The organism is Winslowiella toletana, assembly GCF_017875465.1.
GTDB classification, from domain to species: domain Bacteria; phylum Pseudomonadota; class Gammaproteobacteria; order Enterobacterales; family Enterobacteriaceae; genus Erwinia; species Erwinia toletana.
The window spans coordinates 453,888-469,311 of record NZ_JAGGMQ010000001.1 but is presented as its reverse complement, the minus strand read 5'-3'; the positions used below and the strand labels follow the sequence as shown (position 1 = coordinate 469,311).

At 57.5% G+C, this 15,424-nt stretch carries 16 protein-coding genes; 6 read left to right on the top strand and 10 right to left on the bottom strand.

The genetic code is table 11. The features are described 5' to 3' along the window. The first annotated feature begins 1 nt into the window (after window position 1). The 3 genes from fecE to J2125_RS02325 are packed head-to-tail and all read left to right on the top strand — an operon-like array spanning window position 2 to window position 2,170. Window positions 2–769 (top strand): Fe(3+) dicitrate ABC transporter ATP-binding protein FecE, encoded by a 768-nt coding sequence (gene fecE / locus J2125_RS02335; protein ID WP_026111923.1) that lies wholly within the window; start codon window positions 2–4, stop codon window positions 767–769. Between the two features lie 60 nt (window positions 770–829). After that, window positions 830–1,471, top strand: coding sequence for a DUF998 domain-containing protein (locus tag J2125_RS02330; RefSeq protein ID WP_017802696.1), 642 nt, complete (start codon window positions 830–832; stop codon window positions 1,469–1,471). A 45-nt stretch (window positions 1,472–1,516) separates the two neighbouring features. Beyond that, complete coding sequence (locus J2125_RS02325; RefSeq protein ID WP_017802695.1) at window positions 1,517–2,170, top strand: aspartate/glutamate racemase family protein; 654 nt, start codon at window positions 1,517–1,519, stop codon at window positions 2,168–2,170. A gap of 9 nt (window positions 2,171–2,179) precedes the next feature. Here J2125_RS02325 and J2125_RS02320 read toward each other — a convergent pair whose 3' ends face one another. From J2125_RS02320 to J2125_RS02300, 5 genes are all read right to left on the bottom strand, one after another. After that, a complete protein-coding gene (locus tag J2125_RS02320; protein WP_017802694.1) occupies window positions 2,180–2,917 on the bottom strand; it encodes an SDR family NAD(P)-dependent oxidoreductase in 738 nt (245 codons plus the stop codon). 19 nt (window positions 2,918–2,936) lie between these two features. After that, complete coding sequence (locus tag J2125_RS02315) at window positions 2,937–3,749, bottom strand: ABC transporter permease (protein ID WP_017802693.1); 813 nt, start codon at window positions 3,747–3,749, stop codon at window positions 2,937–2,939. Between the two features lie 15 nt (window positions 3,750–3,764). Next, complete coding sequence (locus J2125_RS02310) at window positions 3,765–5,015, bottom strand: ABC transporter permease (protein WP_017802692.1); 1,251 nt, start codon at window positions 5,013–5,015, stop codon at window positions 3,765–3,767. Between the two features lie 78 nt (window positions 5,016–5,093). Beyond that, window positions 5,094–6,125 carry an ABC transporter substrate-binding protein gene (locus J2125_RS02305; RefSeq protein WP_017802691.1) on the bottom strand — a complete coding sequence of 344 codons (1,032 nt, stop codon included), beginning with the start codon at window positions 6,123–6,125 and terminating at the stop codon, window positions 5,094–5,096. A 210-nt stretch (window positions 6,126–6,335) separates the two neighbouring features. Further along, on the bottom strand, window positions 6,336–7,595 hold the full coding sequence (locus J2125_RS02300; protein WP_017802690.1) for a 4-aminobutyrate--2-oxoglutarate transaminase: 1,260 nt from the start codon (window positions 7,593–7,595) through the stop codon (window positions 6,336–6,338). A 123-nt stretch (window positions 7,596–7,718) separates the two neighbouring features. Here J2125_RS02300 and pdxR point away from each other — a divergent pair, with 123 nt between their 5' ends. Both pdxR and J2125_RS02290 read left to right on the top strand, forming a co-directional pair. Next, complete coding sequence (pdxR, locus tag J2125_RS02295; protein WP_026111921.1) at window positions 7,719–9,218, top strand: MocR-like pyridoxine biosynthesis transcription factor PdxR; 1,500 nt, start codon at window positions 7,719–7,721, stop codon at window positions 9,216–9,218. A gap of 268 nt (window positions 9,219–9,486) precedes the next feature. After that, window positions 9,487–10,572 (top strand): ABC transporter ATP-binding protein, encoded by a 1,086-nt coding sequence (locus J2125_RS02290; RefSeq protein ID WP_017802688.1) that lies wholly within the window; start codon window positions 9,487–9,489, stop codon window positions 10,570–10,572. A gap of 31 nt (window positions 10,573–10,603) precedes the next feature. On the opposite strand, the gene J2125_RS02285 is transcribed toward J2125_RS02290, so the two are convergent. After that, complete coding sequence (locus tag J2125_RS02285; RefSeq protein WP_017802687.1) at window positions 10,604–11,035, bottom strand: winged helix-turn-helix transcriptional regulator; 432 nt, start codon at window positions 11,033–11,035, stop codon at window positions 10,604–10,606. Between the two features lie 105 nt (window positions 11,036–11,140). Between J2125_RS02285 and J2125_RS02280 the strand changes: the two genes are divergently transcribed. Continuing rightward, complete coding sequence (locus tag J2125_RS02280; RefSeq protein ID WP_017802686.1) at window positions 11,141–12,190, top strand: NAD(P)-dependent alcohol dehydrogenase; 1,050 nt, start codon at window positions 11,141–11,143, stop codon at window positions 12,188–12,190. Between the two features lie 42 nt (window positions 12,191–12,232). Here J2125_RS02280 and J2125_RS02275 read toward each other — a convergent pair whose 3' ends face one another. The 4 genes from J2125_RS02275 to tenA are packed head-to-tail and all read right to left on the bottom strand — an operon-like array spanning window position 12,233 to window position 15,338. Continuing rightward, complete coding sequence (locus J2125_RS02275; protein ID WP_017802685.1) at window positions 12,233–13,168, bottom strand: ABC transporter substrate-binding protein; 936 nt, start codon at window positions 13,166–13,168, stop codon at window positions 12,233–12,235. Window positions 13,169–13,186: 18 nt separating this feature from the next. Then, window positions 13,187–13,927, bottom strand: coding sequence for an ABC transporter permease (locus J2125_RS02270; RefSeq protein ID WP_017802684.1), 741 nt, complete (start codon window positions 13,925–13,927; stop codon window positions 13,187–13,189). Next, window positions 13,924–14,661 (bottom strand): ABC transporter ATP-binding protein, encoded by a 738-nt coding sequence (locus tag J2125_RS02265; RefSeq protein WP_017802683.1) that lies wholly within the window; start codon window positions 14,659–14,661, stop codon window positions 13,924–13,926. The genes J2125_RS02270 and J2125_RS02265 overlap by 4 nt, the downstream gene beginning before the upstream one ends. Beyond that, window positions 14,658–15,338 carry a thiaminase II gene (tenA, locus tag J2125_RS02260; RefSeq protein WP_017802682.1) on the bottom strand — a complete coding sequence of 227 codons (681 nt, stop codon included), beginning with the start codon at window positions 15,336–15,338 and terminating at the stop codon, window positions 14,658–14,660. Before tenA ends, J2125_RS02265 begins: the two co-directional genes overlap by 4 nt. Window positions 15,339–15,424: the final 86 nt, after the last annotated feature.

Genomic DNA, 15,424 nt, shown 5'->3' with positions numbered 1-15,424 from the left:
GATGCAACTTTCCAGCGAGAACCTGTACGCCGGTTATGGCAATAAAACCATTCTTAACGGGCTGTCACTGACGGTGCCGGCCGGCAAAATTACCGCGCTGATTGGCCCCAACGGCTGCGGTAAGTCGACTCTGCTGAAGTGTTTTTCCCGTCTGCTGACGCCAGTTTCTGGTGAACTGCGACTGGGCGAACACAATATTGCGACGCTCTCTGGCCGTCAGCTGGCGCGCCAGCTGGCTCTGTTGCCGCAGCAACATATTGCGCCGGAAGGGATCCGCGTGCGTGAACTGGTAGGCTATGGCCGCAGTCCGTGGCTCAATCTGTGGGGACGACTGACACAGCAGGACCGCGTGCTGGTTGATCAGGCGATGGCGGCTACGCAGACCGACGCGCTGGGCGATAAGCTGGTCAGTGAACTCTCCGGGGGCCAGCGCCAGCGGGTCTGGCTGGCGATGGTGCTGGCGCAGGATACGCCGCTGCTGCTGCTCGATGAACCCACCACGTATCTGGATATCAACCATCAGGTGGAGTTAATGGCGCTGCTGCGGCAGCAGAATCAGCAGGGCAAAACCCTGGTGGCAGTGCTGCACGACCTGAATCAGGCCAGTCGCTACTGCGATTATCTGGTGATGATGGCGCAGGGGCGAGTGGTGGCGCAGGGCACACCACAGCAGGTGATGACTCCTGAACTGCTGGCGCAGGTGTTTCAGATTGATGCGCAGATCCACTGCGATCCGGTTTCCGGGATGCCGATGTGTATTGTTAAATAAAGCAGCAGATATCAGTAACATCAGCCAGGATTACCACACACTCACTGATATCCGGTAACCATGAACCTGCTAAGCAGATGGCAAAAAATCGGCGCGTGCTGTTTTACCCTCGGCGGGCTGCAATATTTACTGGCGGAACGCGTCACTGCGCTGGCGTGGCAGCAGCCGCGCTATTTCTACCGCCAGAACTATATCAGCGATCTGGGGATCCCGCAGTGCGGGCCGCAGATCTGCTCCCCGCTGTATGCGGTGATGAACAGTGGCTTTGCGCTGGAAGGCATCCTGTTTTTCAGCGCCTGCTGGTTATTGCGTGGGCTGTTTAGCGGCTGGGGACGCACGCTGTTGCTGCTTACCGGTCTGTTGCACGCGGTCGGCGGCGTGATGATTGCACTGTTTCATAGCGGCGGCGCAACAGAAGGTGTGACGCTGCATCAGGCGGGCGCGGTTATGGCGATCGGCGGCGGCAATCTTTGTCTGATAAGTGTCGGCGCATGGCTGCTGCGGCGCGGCGAATCGCGGATTTACAGCTGGCTCAGCCTGCTCGCCGGGATATTGGGTTTGCTGTGCATGCTGGCGATCCCCCAGGGGTGGCTGCCAGTCGGCCTGATTGAGCGCGCGGCGGTCTATCCGATTACTGTCTGGCAGATCCTGACCGGGATGATGCTGTTGCTGAAAGCAAATAAACGCTATACCTCTGGCTGAAAATGGTTATGTTATCTGCATCACTTTTTTCCAGAGACGCTCGTTATGTCAGCCAAAGTCGCCGTTATCCGTGTTGTTACTTCATCCGATCAGCATTTCCTTGATATGCATCAGACGCTGATCGCCACTGTCTGCCCGACGGCGCAATTCACCACGCGCTGTCTGCCGGATCAGCCAGACGGCATCCATAATCAGGCAACGCTGGCGCTGGCCGAACCTAAACTGCTGGCGCTCGGGCAGCAGTTTCAGCAGCAACAGTATGATGCGCTGGTGGTGAGCTGCGCCGCCGATCCGGCCGTCGCCGGGTTGCGCGCGCAGCTGACGATTCCGGTGATTGGTGCGGGCGAAGCCTGCTGTCGGCAGGCGCTGACGCACAGTAACAAGGTGGGGGCAATTGGTATTGAAGCGGAGGCGCCAGCGATATTTCATCAGGTGCTGGGCGCTAAACTGCTGGCGTATCATCAGCCGGATGGCGTGAACTGCACCCATGATATTCATACTGATGCGGGCAAAGCGGCGATTATCGCGGCGGTGCTGGCCTGTGAAGCGGATGGCGCCGAAGTGATTGCGCTGGCCTGTACCGGTATGGCTACTACCGATGTGGCGGCGCTGGTGGCGCCGCATACCCGATTGCCGGTGATTAATCCGGTGATTGCCGCCGGTCAGGCGCTGGCCGCGTTGCAGATGCAGCCTGCCTGACGGCGCGGTTTAAACGTGCTGACCGCCATTCACATGAATTTCCGCACCATTGATATAGGACGCCCCCTGGGTACAGAGGAACCACACCAGCGAGGCGACCTCCTCAGGTTTTCCCAGACGCTGTAACGGCACGCTGCGATCGACAATCTCGGCGGTGCCCGGTGACAGAATTGATGTCTCGATCTCGCCCGGCGCAATGGCATTAACACGAATGCCCGCCGGGCCAAATTCATGCGCCATTTCACGGGTCAGGGCAGAGAGCGCGGCTTTGGAACTGGCATAGGCGGCGCTGGCAAACGGATGCACTTTACTGCCCGCGATCGAGGTAACGTTAATAATGTTGCCCTGGCAGGCTTTCAGTTCATCAAACAGGCCGCTGGCGAGGATCGCCGACGAGAACAGATTAACGTTAAACACCTTCATCCAGCTGGCGTAATCGGTGTCGCGAATGCCGAGGCGTCCACCTGCGGCATTTTTTGGCGAGATCCCGGCGTTATTGACCAGCGCATCCAGCCGTCCGCCAAGCAGGCTTTTAATCATCGGCAGGCTGCTGTGGATCTGATCGATATCTTCCAGATCAAGATGGATATGGTTCAGCAAACCTTCAGCCCACGGACACTCCTCCACCCAGCTCTGCCGTGACGCGGTATAGATTTTCCAGCCAGCGGCGTGAAAATGTTTTACCGTAGCATGCCCGATGCCACGACTGGCGCCGGTAAGAAGCAGGGTCTTTTTCTGCTGCTGCATAACTGAACCTCCATTGTGATTAGCTGCGCAGGCGTTCGCTGCGGCGGCGAAGAACTTCCATCACGATTAACAGTATCAGCGATGCGCCAATCATCAGACTGGCCGCGGCGGCGATGGTTGGATCGAGGTTTTCGCGGATACCGGCGAACATCTGAATCGGCAGTGTACGCTGGCGCGGACTGGCGAGAAACAGCGTCACCACCACTTCATCAAAGGATGCGGCAAAAGCGAACAGCGCGCCGGAAAATACGCCTGGCGCAATCAGCGGCAGGGTGATTTTACGAAACACCAGCAGCGGACTGGCACCGAGGTTTGCGGCGGCGCGTGACAGATTGGTGTCGTAGTTTTTCAGCACCGCAGTAACGGTGATCACCACAAACGGCACGCCAATCAGCGCATGGGCCAGCACCAGACCGGCATAGCTGTTCAGCAGTGACAGACGGGCAAAGAAGAAGAACATACCGACGGCGATAATCACCACTGGCGCAACCATCGGCGAAATAATTATCGCCATCACCAGCCCTTTACCGCGGAATTCGCCGCGCACCAGCCCCATCGACGCCAGCACCCCGAGTACGGTGGCCAGCAGGGTGGCGAGCGGGGCGATTAACAGACTGTTACCCAGCGCGCCCAGCCACTCCTGCGAGTGGAAAAAGGTCTGGTACCAGCGCAGGGAGAAGCCGCTTAACGGATAGCTGAGAAAGGAACCGGCATTAAACGACAGCGGTACGATCACCAGAATCGGTATGATAAGAAAAAGCAGAATTGCCGCGCCATAGAAATTAAAGGCATATTTCCACAGGCGTAACAGTTGCGAGCCATGTTGTTTCATTACGCTTCTCCGTGATTAATGACGCGCTGCTTCCGCAGAGGTTCGGGTGACGCGGATATAGACGATATACAGCAGGATAACGATAATCAGCAGCTGCGTGCCCAGTGCGGCGGCCATACCCCAGTTCATGGTGGTATTGGTAAAGAAGGCGACAAAGTAGCTGACCATCTGATCTTCCGGTCCGCCAAGCAGCGCCGGGGTGACGTAATAGCCAATCGCCATCATAAATACCAGCAGCGCCCCGGCAGTGACGCCCGCGTAAGTCTGCGGCACATAGACCCGCCAGAAGGCGCTAAACGGATGCGCGCCAAGGGAGACCGCTGCGCGCACATAGTTTGGCGAGATGCCTTTCATCACCGCATACAGCGGCAGCACGATAAACGGCAGCAGAATATGGGTCATTGAGATATAAACGCCAACACGGTTAAACACCAGCGCCAGCGGATGGTCGATAATCCCCAGCCACTGTAACGAACTGTTGATCAGGCCGCCGGACTGTAACAGTACGATCCAGCTGGCGGTACGCACAATCAGTGAGGTCCAGAACGGCAGCAGCACCATAATCATTAGCAGATTGGCGCGGCCCACCGGCTGCTTCGCTAACCAGTACGCCAGCGGATAACCGAGCGCCACGCAAAACAGCGTCACCACGGTCGCCATCCATAAGGTGCGCAGCAGCACATTAAAGTACAGCGCCTGATCGGCGGGCAGCTTTTCGATTTTGCCGCTGTCGACATCGACCTTGCGATCAAATACCGACAATAAATAGTAGGGCGTCACGCTGGCCGAAGCACGTTGCAGCGCCTGCCAGGTGCTGATCTTGCCCCAGTCGGGCAGGGCGGCGATTAATGTCTCTTTTACCGGCGCGCCATCTTTGGGCATTTTACGCGGGGTGGTGACAATCAGGCGGCGAAAGCGGCTGTCTTCATAACTCATGCGTTTGGCGACCGCCGCAATCTGCCCGCGCTCGCGCGCCGCGACCAGTTCGTTGCCGAGGGTGGCGAACAGCGCTTCGTCAGGCAGGCTGACGCCGTCCCATTTTTGCAGCGCCGCCACGCTGTTCGGTAGCGTGCTGGTCAGTTCCGGGTTTTGCACGCTCTTAATCAGAATCGAACCAATCGGGAATAAAAAGCAGACCACCACAAAAGCCAGTAACGGGGCGATAAGCCACAGTGAGCGGCGTGTTTTAGCGGCATCGACTTTGCGCAACCGCTGGTTCAGGGTCGGACCGTCGGTATCAGGGGCATTGTTGATGGCGTTGTCCATCACGGGATTCTGGCTCAATGGCTGGCTCCTTTACGGGTTAAATCGGCAGGATGCGGCCGGTGAAGGCCGCATCACAGGTTATTTCGCCGCCCAGGCGTTAAAACGTTGCTCCAGATCTTCACCGTGTTCAATCCAGAACTCGGTATTCACTTGCAAAGAGACGGCCAGGTTATCCGGCGCCGTCGGCAGGTTTTTCAGGATACTGGCATCAATCAGCGGCGTGGTGTTTTTATTGGTCGGACCGTAAGGAATGTTTTCAGCGAAAACTTTCTGATTTTCCGGCTTGTTAGCAAAGGCGATAAAGTCCTCAGCCAGTGCTTTATGTTTGCTGCCTTTAACAATCGCCCAGCTGTCGAGGTCATACAGGCTGTTATTCCACACCGCTTTAAAGTCATGTCCCTCTTTCTGCGCGGCGCTGATGCGGCCGTTATAGGCAGTGGTCATTACCACATCACCGGAAACCATCCACTGCAGCGGCTGCGCACCGGATTCCCACCACTGAATATTGGGTTTCAGCTGATCGAGTTTTTTAAACGCGCGCTCGACACCGGCCGGCGTCGCCAGCACTTTATAGATATCTTCACGTTTGACGCCGTCCGCCAGCAGGGCGATTTCCATGGTCAGCTTGGCGCTTTTACGCATTGCGCGTTTGCCCGGAAACTCTTTCACATTCCAGAAATCACTCCAGTCGGTTGGCGCTTTTTTCAGTTTCTGAGCATCGTAAGTCAGCACCGTTGACCAGAGGAAAATCCCGGCGCCACACTCACCGACGATGGTGCCCGGCACGAAATCATCTTTATTGCCCAGTTTGCTCCAGTCGAGGGTTTCGAACAGCCCTTCGTCACAGCCACGCACCAGCTCCGAGCTTTCCACTTCCACCACATCCCAGCCGACCTGACCGGTTTCCACCATGGCGCGGATACGCGCCATTTCACCGTTATATTCGCCTGGCTCAACGCTGCCTTTGCCGGTAGCGGCGAAAGGTTTATAAAAGGCTTTATCCTGAGCGTCCTTGTTCAGACCACCAAAAGAGACCACGGTCAGCGTTTCCGCCTGCGCGGCAAAGGCCATGGTGGTTAACACGGCGAGAGCGGCCAATTTCTTATGCATGCTGTGACTCCTCGGTATCCCGGTAATGGGTGAAAAATTCGATGGCCGAAAAACGGCGTGAAAATCAGATGTATGATGCATCATGTTTTTACATGGATTTTGTACTGCATTATTTGTGCCATAACGCATCCTGCGGCACACAGCCCTGCGTATGCGTTCAGCGGCGGCGATCCTGCACCAGCCTGGTGCGAAATCCCCGCCGCTGCGTGCTTAACTTTGCAGAATAGTGGTCAGGCGGCTCAGGCCTTCGCGGAACTGCGCATCGGGAATGGTCAGTGGATAGAGAAAACGAATCACATTGCCGTGGGTGCCGCAGGTCAGCAAAATCAAGCCAGCGGCCAGCGCGCGCTGCTGAACGCTGCGCGCGATATCCGCCGACGGTTTGCCGCTGGCCGGATCGTTAAACTCTACCGCCACCATCGAACCGCGGCCGCGCACATCGGCGACCGCCGGGTTATGGCAACCTTTGACGCTGGCGGTCAGTTCAGCGCCAAGTTGCAGCGCGCGTTCGCACAGCTGCTCTTCGGCAATCACATCCAGCACCGCGCAGGCGGCGGCTATCGCAATCGGGCTACCGGCGTAAGTGCCGCCGAGGCCGCCGGGCAGCGGCGCGTCCATCACTGCGGCGCGACCGGCAACGGCGGAGAGCGGAAAGCCGCCACCGAGGCTTTTCGCCATGGTGATCAAATCCGGTTTAACATCGTAGTAGTCACTGGCGAACATTTTACCGGTACGGGCAAAGCCGCTCTGGATTTCGTCGGCAATCAGCAGAATACCGTGCTGGTCGCAGAGTTCGCGCAGGGCAGTGACAAACTCTGCCGGAGCGATATTAAAGCCACCTTCACCCTGGATCGGTTCGTAGAGGATCGCCGCCACCTGTTGCGGGGCGATATCGCAATGGAAAATATCATCAAGGCTTTGCATCGCGTCGGCAACGCTGACACCCTGTTGCTGATTGGGATAACGGGCATGGAATACCGAAGCGGGGAACGGACCAAATCCGGTTTTATACGGCGTGACTTTGCCGGTTAGCGCCATGGTCAGCAGGGTACGGCCATGGAAGGCGCCGGTAAAGGTGATGACCCCCGGACGTCCGGTGGCGGCGCGGGCAATTTTCACCGCATTTTCTACCGCTTCGGCGCCGGTGGTGAAGAAGGTGGTTTTCGCTTTGCCAGCGATCGGCACGATGGTGTTCAGGCGCTCGGCCAGCGCAATATAATTTTCATACGGCAGGACCTGGAAAGCGGTATGGGTAAAGCACTCCAGCTGTTCACGTACGGCGGCCAGCACTTTTGGGTGACGGTGGCCGGTGTTCAGTACGGCAATACCGGCGGTGAAATCGATATACTCACGGCCATTCTGATCCCAGAGGGTGGCGTTTTCCGCTTTCGCGGTAAAGAAATCACACATCACGCCAACACCGCGGGGCGTGGCGTCGAGACGGCGTTGCTGAACTTCACTGATGCTCATAGGTTTACCTCACTCAGTTCCTGCTGCGGTTATTCCGCGTTGATTCCGTATGCTGCCCTTGCTTTTTAGCCTTCCGGCGGTTGTATTATCCAGAGCCAGTTTTAATTATTTCGAGGTACCAATTTGCGATCGTTACTTGGCGACCTGCTCGCCCACCGCTTAGGCAGGATGACCGTCGGTGCTCTCGGCAAGCGTTTGTACGACGCTTTACAGAGTGCGATTCAGGAGGGCGCGATTGCCCCCGGCGCGCGGCTGCCGGCCTCGCGCGATCTCGCTGCGGAGCTTTCCGTATCACGTAATACCGTGCTGGCGGCCTACGAACAGTTGCAGTCCGAGGGCTATCTGGCGACCCGCGCCGGAAGTGGTACCTTCGTCAGCGATCCGCTGCCCGATTTGTGCCCGACGCCGGAGGATGCGACAAAAAAACCATCCAGTACGCCATTCAGCCCGCTGCGACTCTCCAAACGCGGCAACACGCTGCTGAGCCGCAGCGGTGTCGGCCCGTTCCAGTGGGGCGCGTTTATGCCGGGGGTACCGGATGTCACCCATGTGCCGCATGATATCTGGCGCAAAATTCAGCTGCGTCTCAGCCGCCGGATGCCGTTTGCCTCACTGACCTACTCGCCGCACGGTGGCTGCCTTGAACTGCAACAGGCGCTGGCGGACTATCTGCGCGTGGTGCGCTCGGTGGTGTGTACGCCGGACCAGATTGTGATTACCGCCGGAACCCATCAGTCGCTGGATCTGCTGGCGAAGATGCTTTGCGACCCCGGCGATACGGCATGGATGGAAGAGCCAGGTTACTGGGGGATCCGCAATGTGCTGGCGGTAAACGGGGTGAAAATTATTCCCACCCCGGTTGATAACGGCGGCATGAATCCAACACCGCAGGATGACGGGCTACCGCCGCCACGCCTGATTTGCGTCACGCCCTCGCATCAGTATCCGCTGGGGGTGGTGATGAGTCTGGAACGCCGTCAGCGTCTGCTGAGTCTGGCGCGCGAGTGGGGCAGCTGGGTGGTGGAGGATGACTACGACAGTGAATTCCGCTTTGCCGATAGCCCGATTCCGGCGCTACAGGGGCTGGCGCCTGATGCACCGGTGATCTATCTCGGCACCTTCAGCAAAACCCTCTATCCCGGCATCCGTATCAGCTACATGGTGCTGCCGAAGCAGCTGGCGCCGCGGATGAAGATGGCGCACTCCGAGCTGTATCGTGGCGGCAATGGTCTGGTGCAGCTGACGCTGGCGGAGTTTATTCGCGAAGGACACTACGCCGCCCATGTGCGCCGCATGCGCCAGTTATACAGCAAGCGCCGCGCGGCGCTGGTGGCGGCGATTACCCGCGAGCTGGGGCCACAATTTCTGAATCTGCAGAACAACGCCGGGCTGCATCTGGTGCTGGTGTTGCCGGATACCATCGACGATGTGGCGGTCAGCGCCGAGCTGGAACAGGCTGGCGTACTGACGCGCGCACTGTCGGGATATTACATGTCCGGCGCTAAACGGCGTGGCCTGTTGCTGGGTTACGCCTGCGTTGACGAGGCGCAGATGGCGGAGACGTTTGCGCCGATTGCGCACTGTCTGAAGCGGCATTTGCATCGTGACGGGGCAACGGCGTGAGGGGATTGCCGCGCAACGGGGATTGCCTGATTCTGTTCGCGGCATAACACGGCCGCCTGATGGGGTATTTTAAAAAGACAATAGAAAACAACAGCCTGAAGCGATATTCCTCAGGCTTTTTTTTCGCATTTTTTGTCAAATGCTACTTGTTTCGGCAAATTTTCGGTGGTAATCCTAAAAAAAGACCCGCCACCGGAAAGTTCGCATTAGCCGGATGATGCAGGAATCATGCCGGATTAATTGCCAACGCATTTGAGAAGAGAGCGCGATGAGAACATTTGTCAGTTTCCGCAATATCAAAAAGAGCTACGACGGCGATAAGCTGGTGGTTCGTAATCTCAATCTGGATGTGGAAGAGGGAGAATTCCTTACTCTGCTTGGCCCCTCCGGCTCCGGGAAAACCACCAGTCTGATGATGCTGGCCGGGTTTGAAACCCCCACCGACGGCGAGATTTTGCTGCGCGACCAGCCACTGCACACTCTGCCGCCGCATCAGCGCGATATCGGCATGGTGTTTCAGAATTACGCGCTGTTTCCGCATATGACCGTGGCGCAAAATCTGGCGTTTCCGCTGAATATTCGCCGCATGAATAAATCCGATGCGCAGGAGCGGGTAAAACGCGTGCTGGATATGGTGAAACTGACCGATCTGGCAGACCGCTATCCGGCGCAGATGTCAGGCGGCCAGCAGCAGCGTGTGGCGCTGGCGCGTGCGCTGGTGTTTGAGCCGAAACTGGTGCTGATGGATGAACCTCTGGGAGCGCTGGATAAGCAGTTACGTGAACATATGCAGATGGAAATCAAACAGTTGCATGAGATGCTAAATCTGACGGTGGTCTATGTCACCCATGATCAGAGCGAGGCGATGACCATGTCGAATCGCGTGGCGGTGTTTAATGACGGCATGATCCAGCAAATGGACAGCCCGAGCAAACTGTATGAAGAGCCAAATAACGCCTTTGTGGCGCAGTTTATCGGCGAAAATAACACACTGCTGGCGACGCAGGCGGGGATTAGCGGTGATTATTATCAGGTGAAACTGGATGACGGAACGCAGCTGAATGCGCTGAAAGTGCGTCCCAGTTCACCGGGTAAAAAGATCCAGCTCAGTATCCGTCCGGAGCGGGTGAATGTGAATGCGCCGGAAACGGGCGATCAGCAAATTCGCGCGCGGATTCAGCAGTTTATCTATCTCGGTGACCATGTACGCATGCTGACTGAAGTCGCCGGGCAGGGCAATTTTATGGTGAAACTGACGCCGGCGAAAATTGATCCGCGCTGGCGTCCAGGTGATGAAGTGCTGCTCTCCTGGCAGCCGCACCATCTGCGTGCGCTGGATGTGATGATTCAGTAAGCGTTTCGCTCGGGCGGCGAGAACGCCGCCCCTACAGATGGGGGGAATCTTTTCCTGGGACGGCGTTTGCGCCTCCTGTTGTTGCTTCTGTCGCCTGATAACTGGCTTCCATCGCATCAAGCGCGGCTTTATTATCCTGCCCCCACTGATACATCAGTTCGATCGGTTCGGCAAAAGTACGTCCCAGCGCGGTTAATTCATATTCCACTTTCGGTGGCACCACATTAAACACATTGCGCGTCACCAGGCCGCGGCGTTCAACTTCGCGTAATGACTGCACCAGCATCTTCTTCGAAATGCCATCAAGGCTGCGCTGTAGCTCGCCGGTGCGGCATTTGCCGCCAGGCCAGTGATAGAGCGCATGGATCACCATAGAGGTCCATTTTACCGAGAACAATTCCATTAAGCGGCGCGGCTCTGAGTCCGCATAAAACATCATTTTGCCGTTCACCATTACAGGCATATGGTCACCATTTGGTATCTATGTCCCAAAAGGGTAACTACTACCAATAGTGACGCCAGTTGTCTATAGTGCCTCCCCGCAAATTTTACTGACCCGGATTGCCCTATGAAAATTAAAGGCCTTGTCGCCAGCGCCGCTCATCTGCCCCTTGCTACCGCCACGCTGGATGCGCGTGATATGCAACCTGATGATATCTGCATTGATATCCTTTATTGCGGCGTCTGCCATTCCGATCTGCATATGGCGCGCAATGAGTGGGGCGTCAGCAACTATCCGATGCTGCCTGGCCATGAAATTGTTGGCCGCGTGCTGGAAAGCGGTCATAACGTCACGGGTTTTAAACCGGGCGACCTGGTGGGCGTCGGCGTGATGGTTGATTCCTGCGGTCACTGCGCAGCCTGCGCCAGCGCCGAAGAGCAGTACTGCGAATCCGGTTTTACCGCCACCTACAATGGCAAAGATAAGTACACCGGCGGCACAACTTATGGCGGCTATGCGCAGAGCATGGTGGTCGACAGTAAGTTTGTGGTGTCTGTGCCGGAGAACCTCGAACTGAGTGGCGTAGCACCGCTGTTATGCGCTGGAGTCACCGTCTGGTCGCCATTGCGTCACTGGAATGTGAAGGCCGGAGATAAAGTTGGCGTTGTTGGCCTCGGCGGTCTCGGCCATATGGCGGTGAAACTGGCCAGCGCGCTGGGGGCGGAAGTGACGCTGTTTACCACCTCCGCACACAAGGGTGAGGATGCCCGACGCCTTGGCGCGACATCGGTGGTGGTGTCGACCGATGCACAGCAGATGGCGGATGCGGCTAATCATCTCGATCTGATTCTTGACTGTGTTGCTGCGCCGCACGATCTTGATGCTTATCTGCGCACGCTGAAAACCAATGGCCATCTGGTGCTGGTGGGGATCCCGGATAGCCGTCATCCGGCGCCGGATGTGACGCCAATGGTGTTCCGCCGTCTGAGTATTAGCGGCACCTCAATTGGCAGTATTGGTGAAACCCAGGAGGTGCTGGATTTTTGTGGTCAGCACAATATCACCGCCGATATTGAGTTAATTACCGGCGAACAGATTGAAACGGCGTTTGCCCGCATGCTGAAAAGCGACGTGAAATATCGCTTTGTGATCGATATTAAAAACAGCGCCTGGTAACTGTCATGCCGCCGGGGGCCATCCCCCGGCGGCGGCTGAACATTACTTTATTTCAATGGCATAGTCGCTGACCGGAGTGATTTTCTTGATCAGCTTATGATCAAACAGAAATTGCTCATACGCCTGGTAACGTGCGCTATCCAGCTGCGCCGGATCGCGGGCAAACAGCGGCAGCGTTTTTTGCCATGCACGGCGGTTCAGCTCGGTATTCAGCTCCGGATGGCTGCTGGCGAAGCTGCTCCAGGTCTGCTCAGGGTGGGCCTGTAAATAGCGGGCGCCTTTCTGCAGCGCAGCGAGGAACTTCTTAATTTTCGGCTGATTAACCTCGGCTTTGTTGGCGACAATAATCAGCTCGTCATAAGCCGGTACGCCATAATCCTCGACATTAAGCACCACCGGTTTTTTGCCTTGTAACTCCAGTTCCAGCGCTTCAATATTGCGATAGCCGCCAATAATCGCATCGACCTGGCCCGCCAGCAGCGCGCTGGTAAGCTGGAAATTAACGTTAATCATTTTCACATCGCCGGTGCTGAGCTTTTGCTGGCGCAGCATGGCGCTCAGCGTCGCCTCCTCAATGCCACTGACCGAATAACCGATTTTCTTGCCGCGCAGATCGGCTGGCGACGTGATGTTTTTATCCAGCGTCATCACTGTATTCAGCGGTGAGTTAATCAGGGTGCCGACGCGCATCAGCGGTAGTCCCTGATCGGCGAAAAAGTGCAGCTGCGGCTGATAAGTGATGGCAAGATCCGCCTTGCCAGCGGCGACAAGGCGGGGTGGCAGCGCCGGATCGGACGGCGGCACGATTTTGACCTCCAGCCCTTCCTGTTTAAAAGCGCCGATCTGTTCGGCCACCATAATTGGCGCATGATCGGGATTAATATACCAGTCGAGCATCAGGGTGATTTTATCGGCAGCACTGGCCTGAGCGGCAAACAGCGCGGCGAGCGTCAGTGCGGGCAGGGATTTCGGTATCATGGTTTTGACCTTTTTATTTTACGAATGTGAGCGGGCTTCTGGCGTCCAGTTAATCAGGCGGCGCAGCAGGACATCGACGGTTTTCCACAGCAACAGGGTCATCAGCACCAGGATAAACAGCGCGGCAAAGCAGAGATCGGTTTGCATACGGGCGTTAGCGTTCAGCATCAGATAGCCCAGACCTTCCGCTGAGCCGACCCATTCACCGATAATCGCGCCAATCGGGGCGACAGCGGCGGCCATGCGTAATCCGGAGCCAAATGCCGGCAGCGCCGCCATCAGCCGCACATGACGCAGTTGCGCCCACGGCGATGCGCCCATGGTGCGCGCCAGATCGAGGTAGTCGTGACTGACGCGCCGCAGTCCGTCGAAAAAGCTGGATGCCACCGGAAAGAAAATCACCAGTACCGCCATCGCCACTTTGGCGCTGATGCCGAAGCCAAACCACAGCACCAGCAGCGGCGCCAGCGCAAATACCGGGATCGCCTGACTGGTGACCACCACCGGCATCAGCCAGCGTTGCAGCCGGGGAGAGTAGATCATCGCCAGCGCCAGCAGTGCGCCAAGCAGCACGCCCAATAGCAGGCCGCTAAGCATCTCGCTGGCGGTGATCAGGCTGTGCCAGGCCAGCACCGATCGGCTATGCCATAACGCTTCCGCTACCGCCAGCGGCGTGGGCAGCAGAAATGCCGGAATACCGCTAAGGGTGAGCAGCCACCACAGCAATACAAAACCAGCGAATACCGTCAGCCCCTTCATCCTGCTGCCCTTATCAGTTGCTGTAACAGCTCTCCCTGGCTATGCAGCAGGTGCTGATCGTCTGGCGCGCGCGGCGGCTGACCGGCAATGGTCAGGCTATCGGTAATCTGCGCCGGCTGGCCGCTAAGCACCAGCAGACGATGGCTGAGGCGACAGGCTTCCAGCGGATCGTGAGTAATCAGCAGCACGGTATGGCTGGCCAGCAGCTCTGCCGCCAGCTCCTGGATCATCGCGCGGGTAATGGCATCAAGCGCCGAGAAGGGTTCATCCATTAACACCACTGGCTGGCGTTCATAAAGGGTGCGCGCAATCGCGGCGCGCTGGCGCATGCCGCCAGAGAGTGTCGCCGGACGCGCATTGCCCTGGCCGCTTAGCCCGACGCGCTCCAGCAGATGCAGTGCCCAGGCGCGGTCGGCTTTCTCGCCGCGCAGGCGCGCGCCAAGGGTGATGTTGTCCAGCACCGTCAGCCACGGATACAGCAGATCATTTTGCCCCATCCACGCGATGCGTCCGGCAATCGGCAGACCGTCGCTGCCGACAACCCGGCCTGCGTTCTGCCGCGTCAGCCCGGCGATAATTCTCAGCAAACTGCTTTTACCCACGCCGCTGGCGCCAAGCAGGGCAACAAAACTGCCGCCTTCGATGCTGAAATTAAGCCGTTCGTACAGGGTGTGGCGGCCATAACGCAGGGCTAAATCTTCGACCAGAATGCCGGGGGGTGAGAAGCTGCTCATTGCGCATTTAATCCCATCTGCCAGAATGCCGCTTCCAGCCGGGTGGCGGTGGTAAAGATTGCCGCCAGCGCATCAAACCGGCTCTCAGCCCCACGCTGATCACCGACCTGTTCCAGCAGATCGATGGCCGCCTGCACACCATGCAGATAGTGCGCGTCGCCATAATTATTTATCCATGGAGCATAGGGATTGCCGTCAATCACCGTTGCCGGATTGCTGAGCAGACGCAGGCCAATTTCCGCATAGCCCGCGACACAGGGCAGCAGTGCCGCCAGCAGATCGAGCGCATCGCCGGACTGGCCAATATCCAGCACATAACGCGTGTAGTTAATCGTCTCCATCGCTTCGGCTTCACTGGCCATCTCTGATTCGCTCAGTCCCCAGTTAGCGCAATAACCGACATGCAGCGGCAGCTCCGCGACTATTGCCTGCAGTGAGCTGGCGGCGGCGCGAATCTCTGGCAGGGTGCGCATTTTGTACACCAGCAGGGCGTAAGCACGGGCGAAATGGATCAGGAACAGATAATCCTGCGTCAGATAGCGGCGAAAAGCGCTTTCCGCCAGCGTTCCGGCCCCCAGCTGCTGGATAAAGGGGTGATGGATATAGGCCTGCCAGTCGGCGCCAGCCTGCAGACGTAAACGTCCGTAGAGACCCTGGTCGAAATCAATGCTCGTCACAGGGCGCCTCGCGGAATAACCGGCAAGGATGCAGCGGAATGTTTAACGTTGATGCTTAACATGCGACCTCCAAAATAGTACGTGGA

Coding starts and splice junctions, on each gene's coding strand:
- fecE (WP_026111923.1), top strand. CDS start 2: ATGCAACTTTCCAGCGAGAACCTGTACGCCGGTTATGGCAATAAAACC.
- J2125_RS02330 (WP_017802696.1), top strand. CDS start 830: ATGAACCTGCTAAGCAGATGGCAAAAAATCGGCGCGTGCTGTTTTACC.
- J2125_RS02325 (WP_017802695.1), top strand. CDS start 1,517: ATGTCAGCCAAAGTCGCCGTTATCCGTGTTGTTACTTCATCCGATCAG.
- J2125_RS02320 (WP_017802694.1), bottom strand. CDS start 2,917: ATGCAGCAGCAGAAAAAGACCCTGCTTCTTACCGGCGCCAGTCGTGGC.
- J2125_RS02315 (WP_017802693.1), bottom strand. CDS start 3,749: ATGAAACAACATGGCTCGCAACTGTTACGCCTGTGGAAATATGCCTTT.
- J2125_RS02310 (WP_017802692.1), bottom strand. CDS start 5,015: ATGGACAACGCCATCAACAATGCCCCTGATACCGACGGTCCGACCCTG.
- J2125_RS02305 (WP_017802691.1), bottom strand. CDS start 6,125: ATGCATAAGAAATTGGCCGCTCTCGCCGTGTTAACCACCATGGCCTTT.
- J2125_RS02300 (WP_017802690.1), bottom strand. CDS start 7,595: ATGAGCATCAGTGAAGTTCAGCAACGCCGTCTCGACGCCACGCCCCGC.
- J2125_RS02290 (WP_017802688.1), top strand. CDS start 9,487: ATGAGAACATTTGTCAGTTTCCGCAATATCAAAAAGAGCTACGACGGC.
- J2125_RS02285 (WP_017802687.1), bottom strand. CDS start 11,035: ATGCCTGTAATGGTGAACGGCAAAATGATGTTTTATGCGGACTCAGAG.
- J2125_RS02280 (WP_017802686.1), top strand. CDS start 11,141: ATGAAAATTAAAGGCCTTGTCGCCAGCGCCGCTCATCTGCCCCTTGCT.
- J2125_RS02275 (WP_017802685.1), bottom strand. CDS start 13,168: ATGATACCGAAATCCCTGCCCGCACTGACGCTCGCCGCGCTGTTTGCC.
- J2125_RS02270 (WP_017802684.1), bottom strand. CDS start 13,927: ATGAAGGGGCTGACGGTATTCGCTGGTTTTGTATTGCTGTGGTGGCTG.
- J2125_RS02265 (WP_017802683.1), bottom strand. CDS start 14,661: ATGAGCAGCTTCTCACCCCCCGGCATTCTGGTCGAAGATTTAGCCCTG.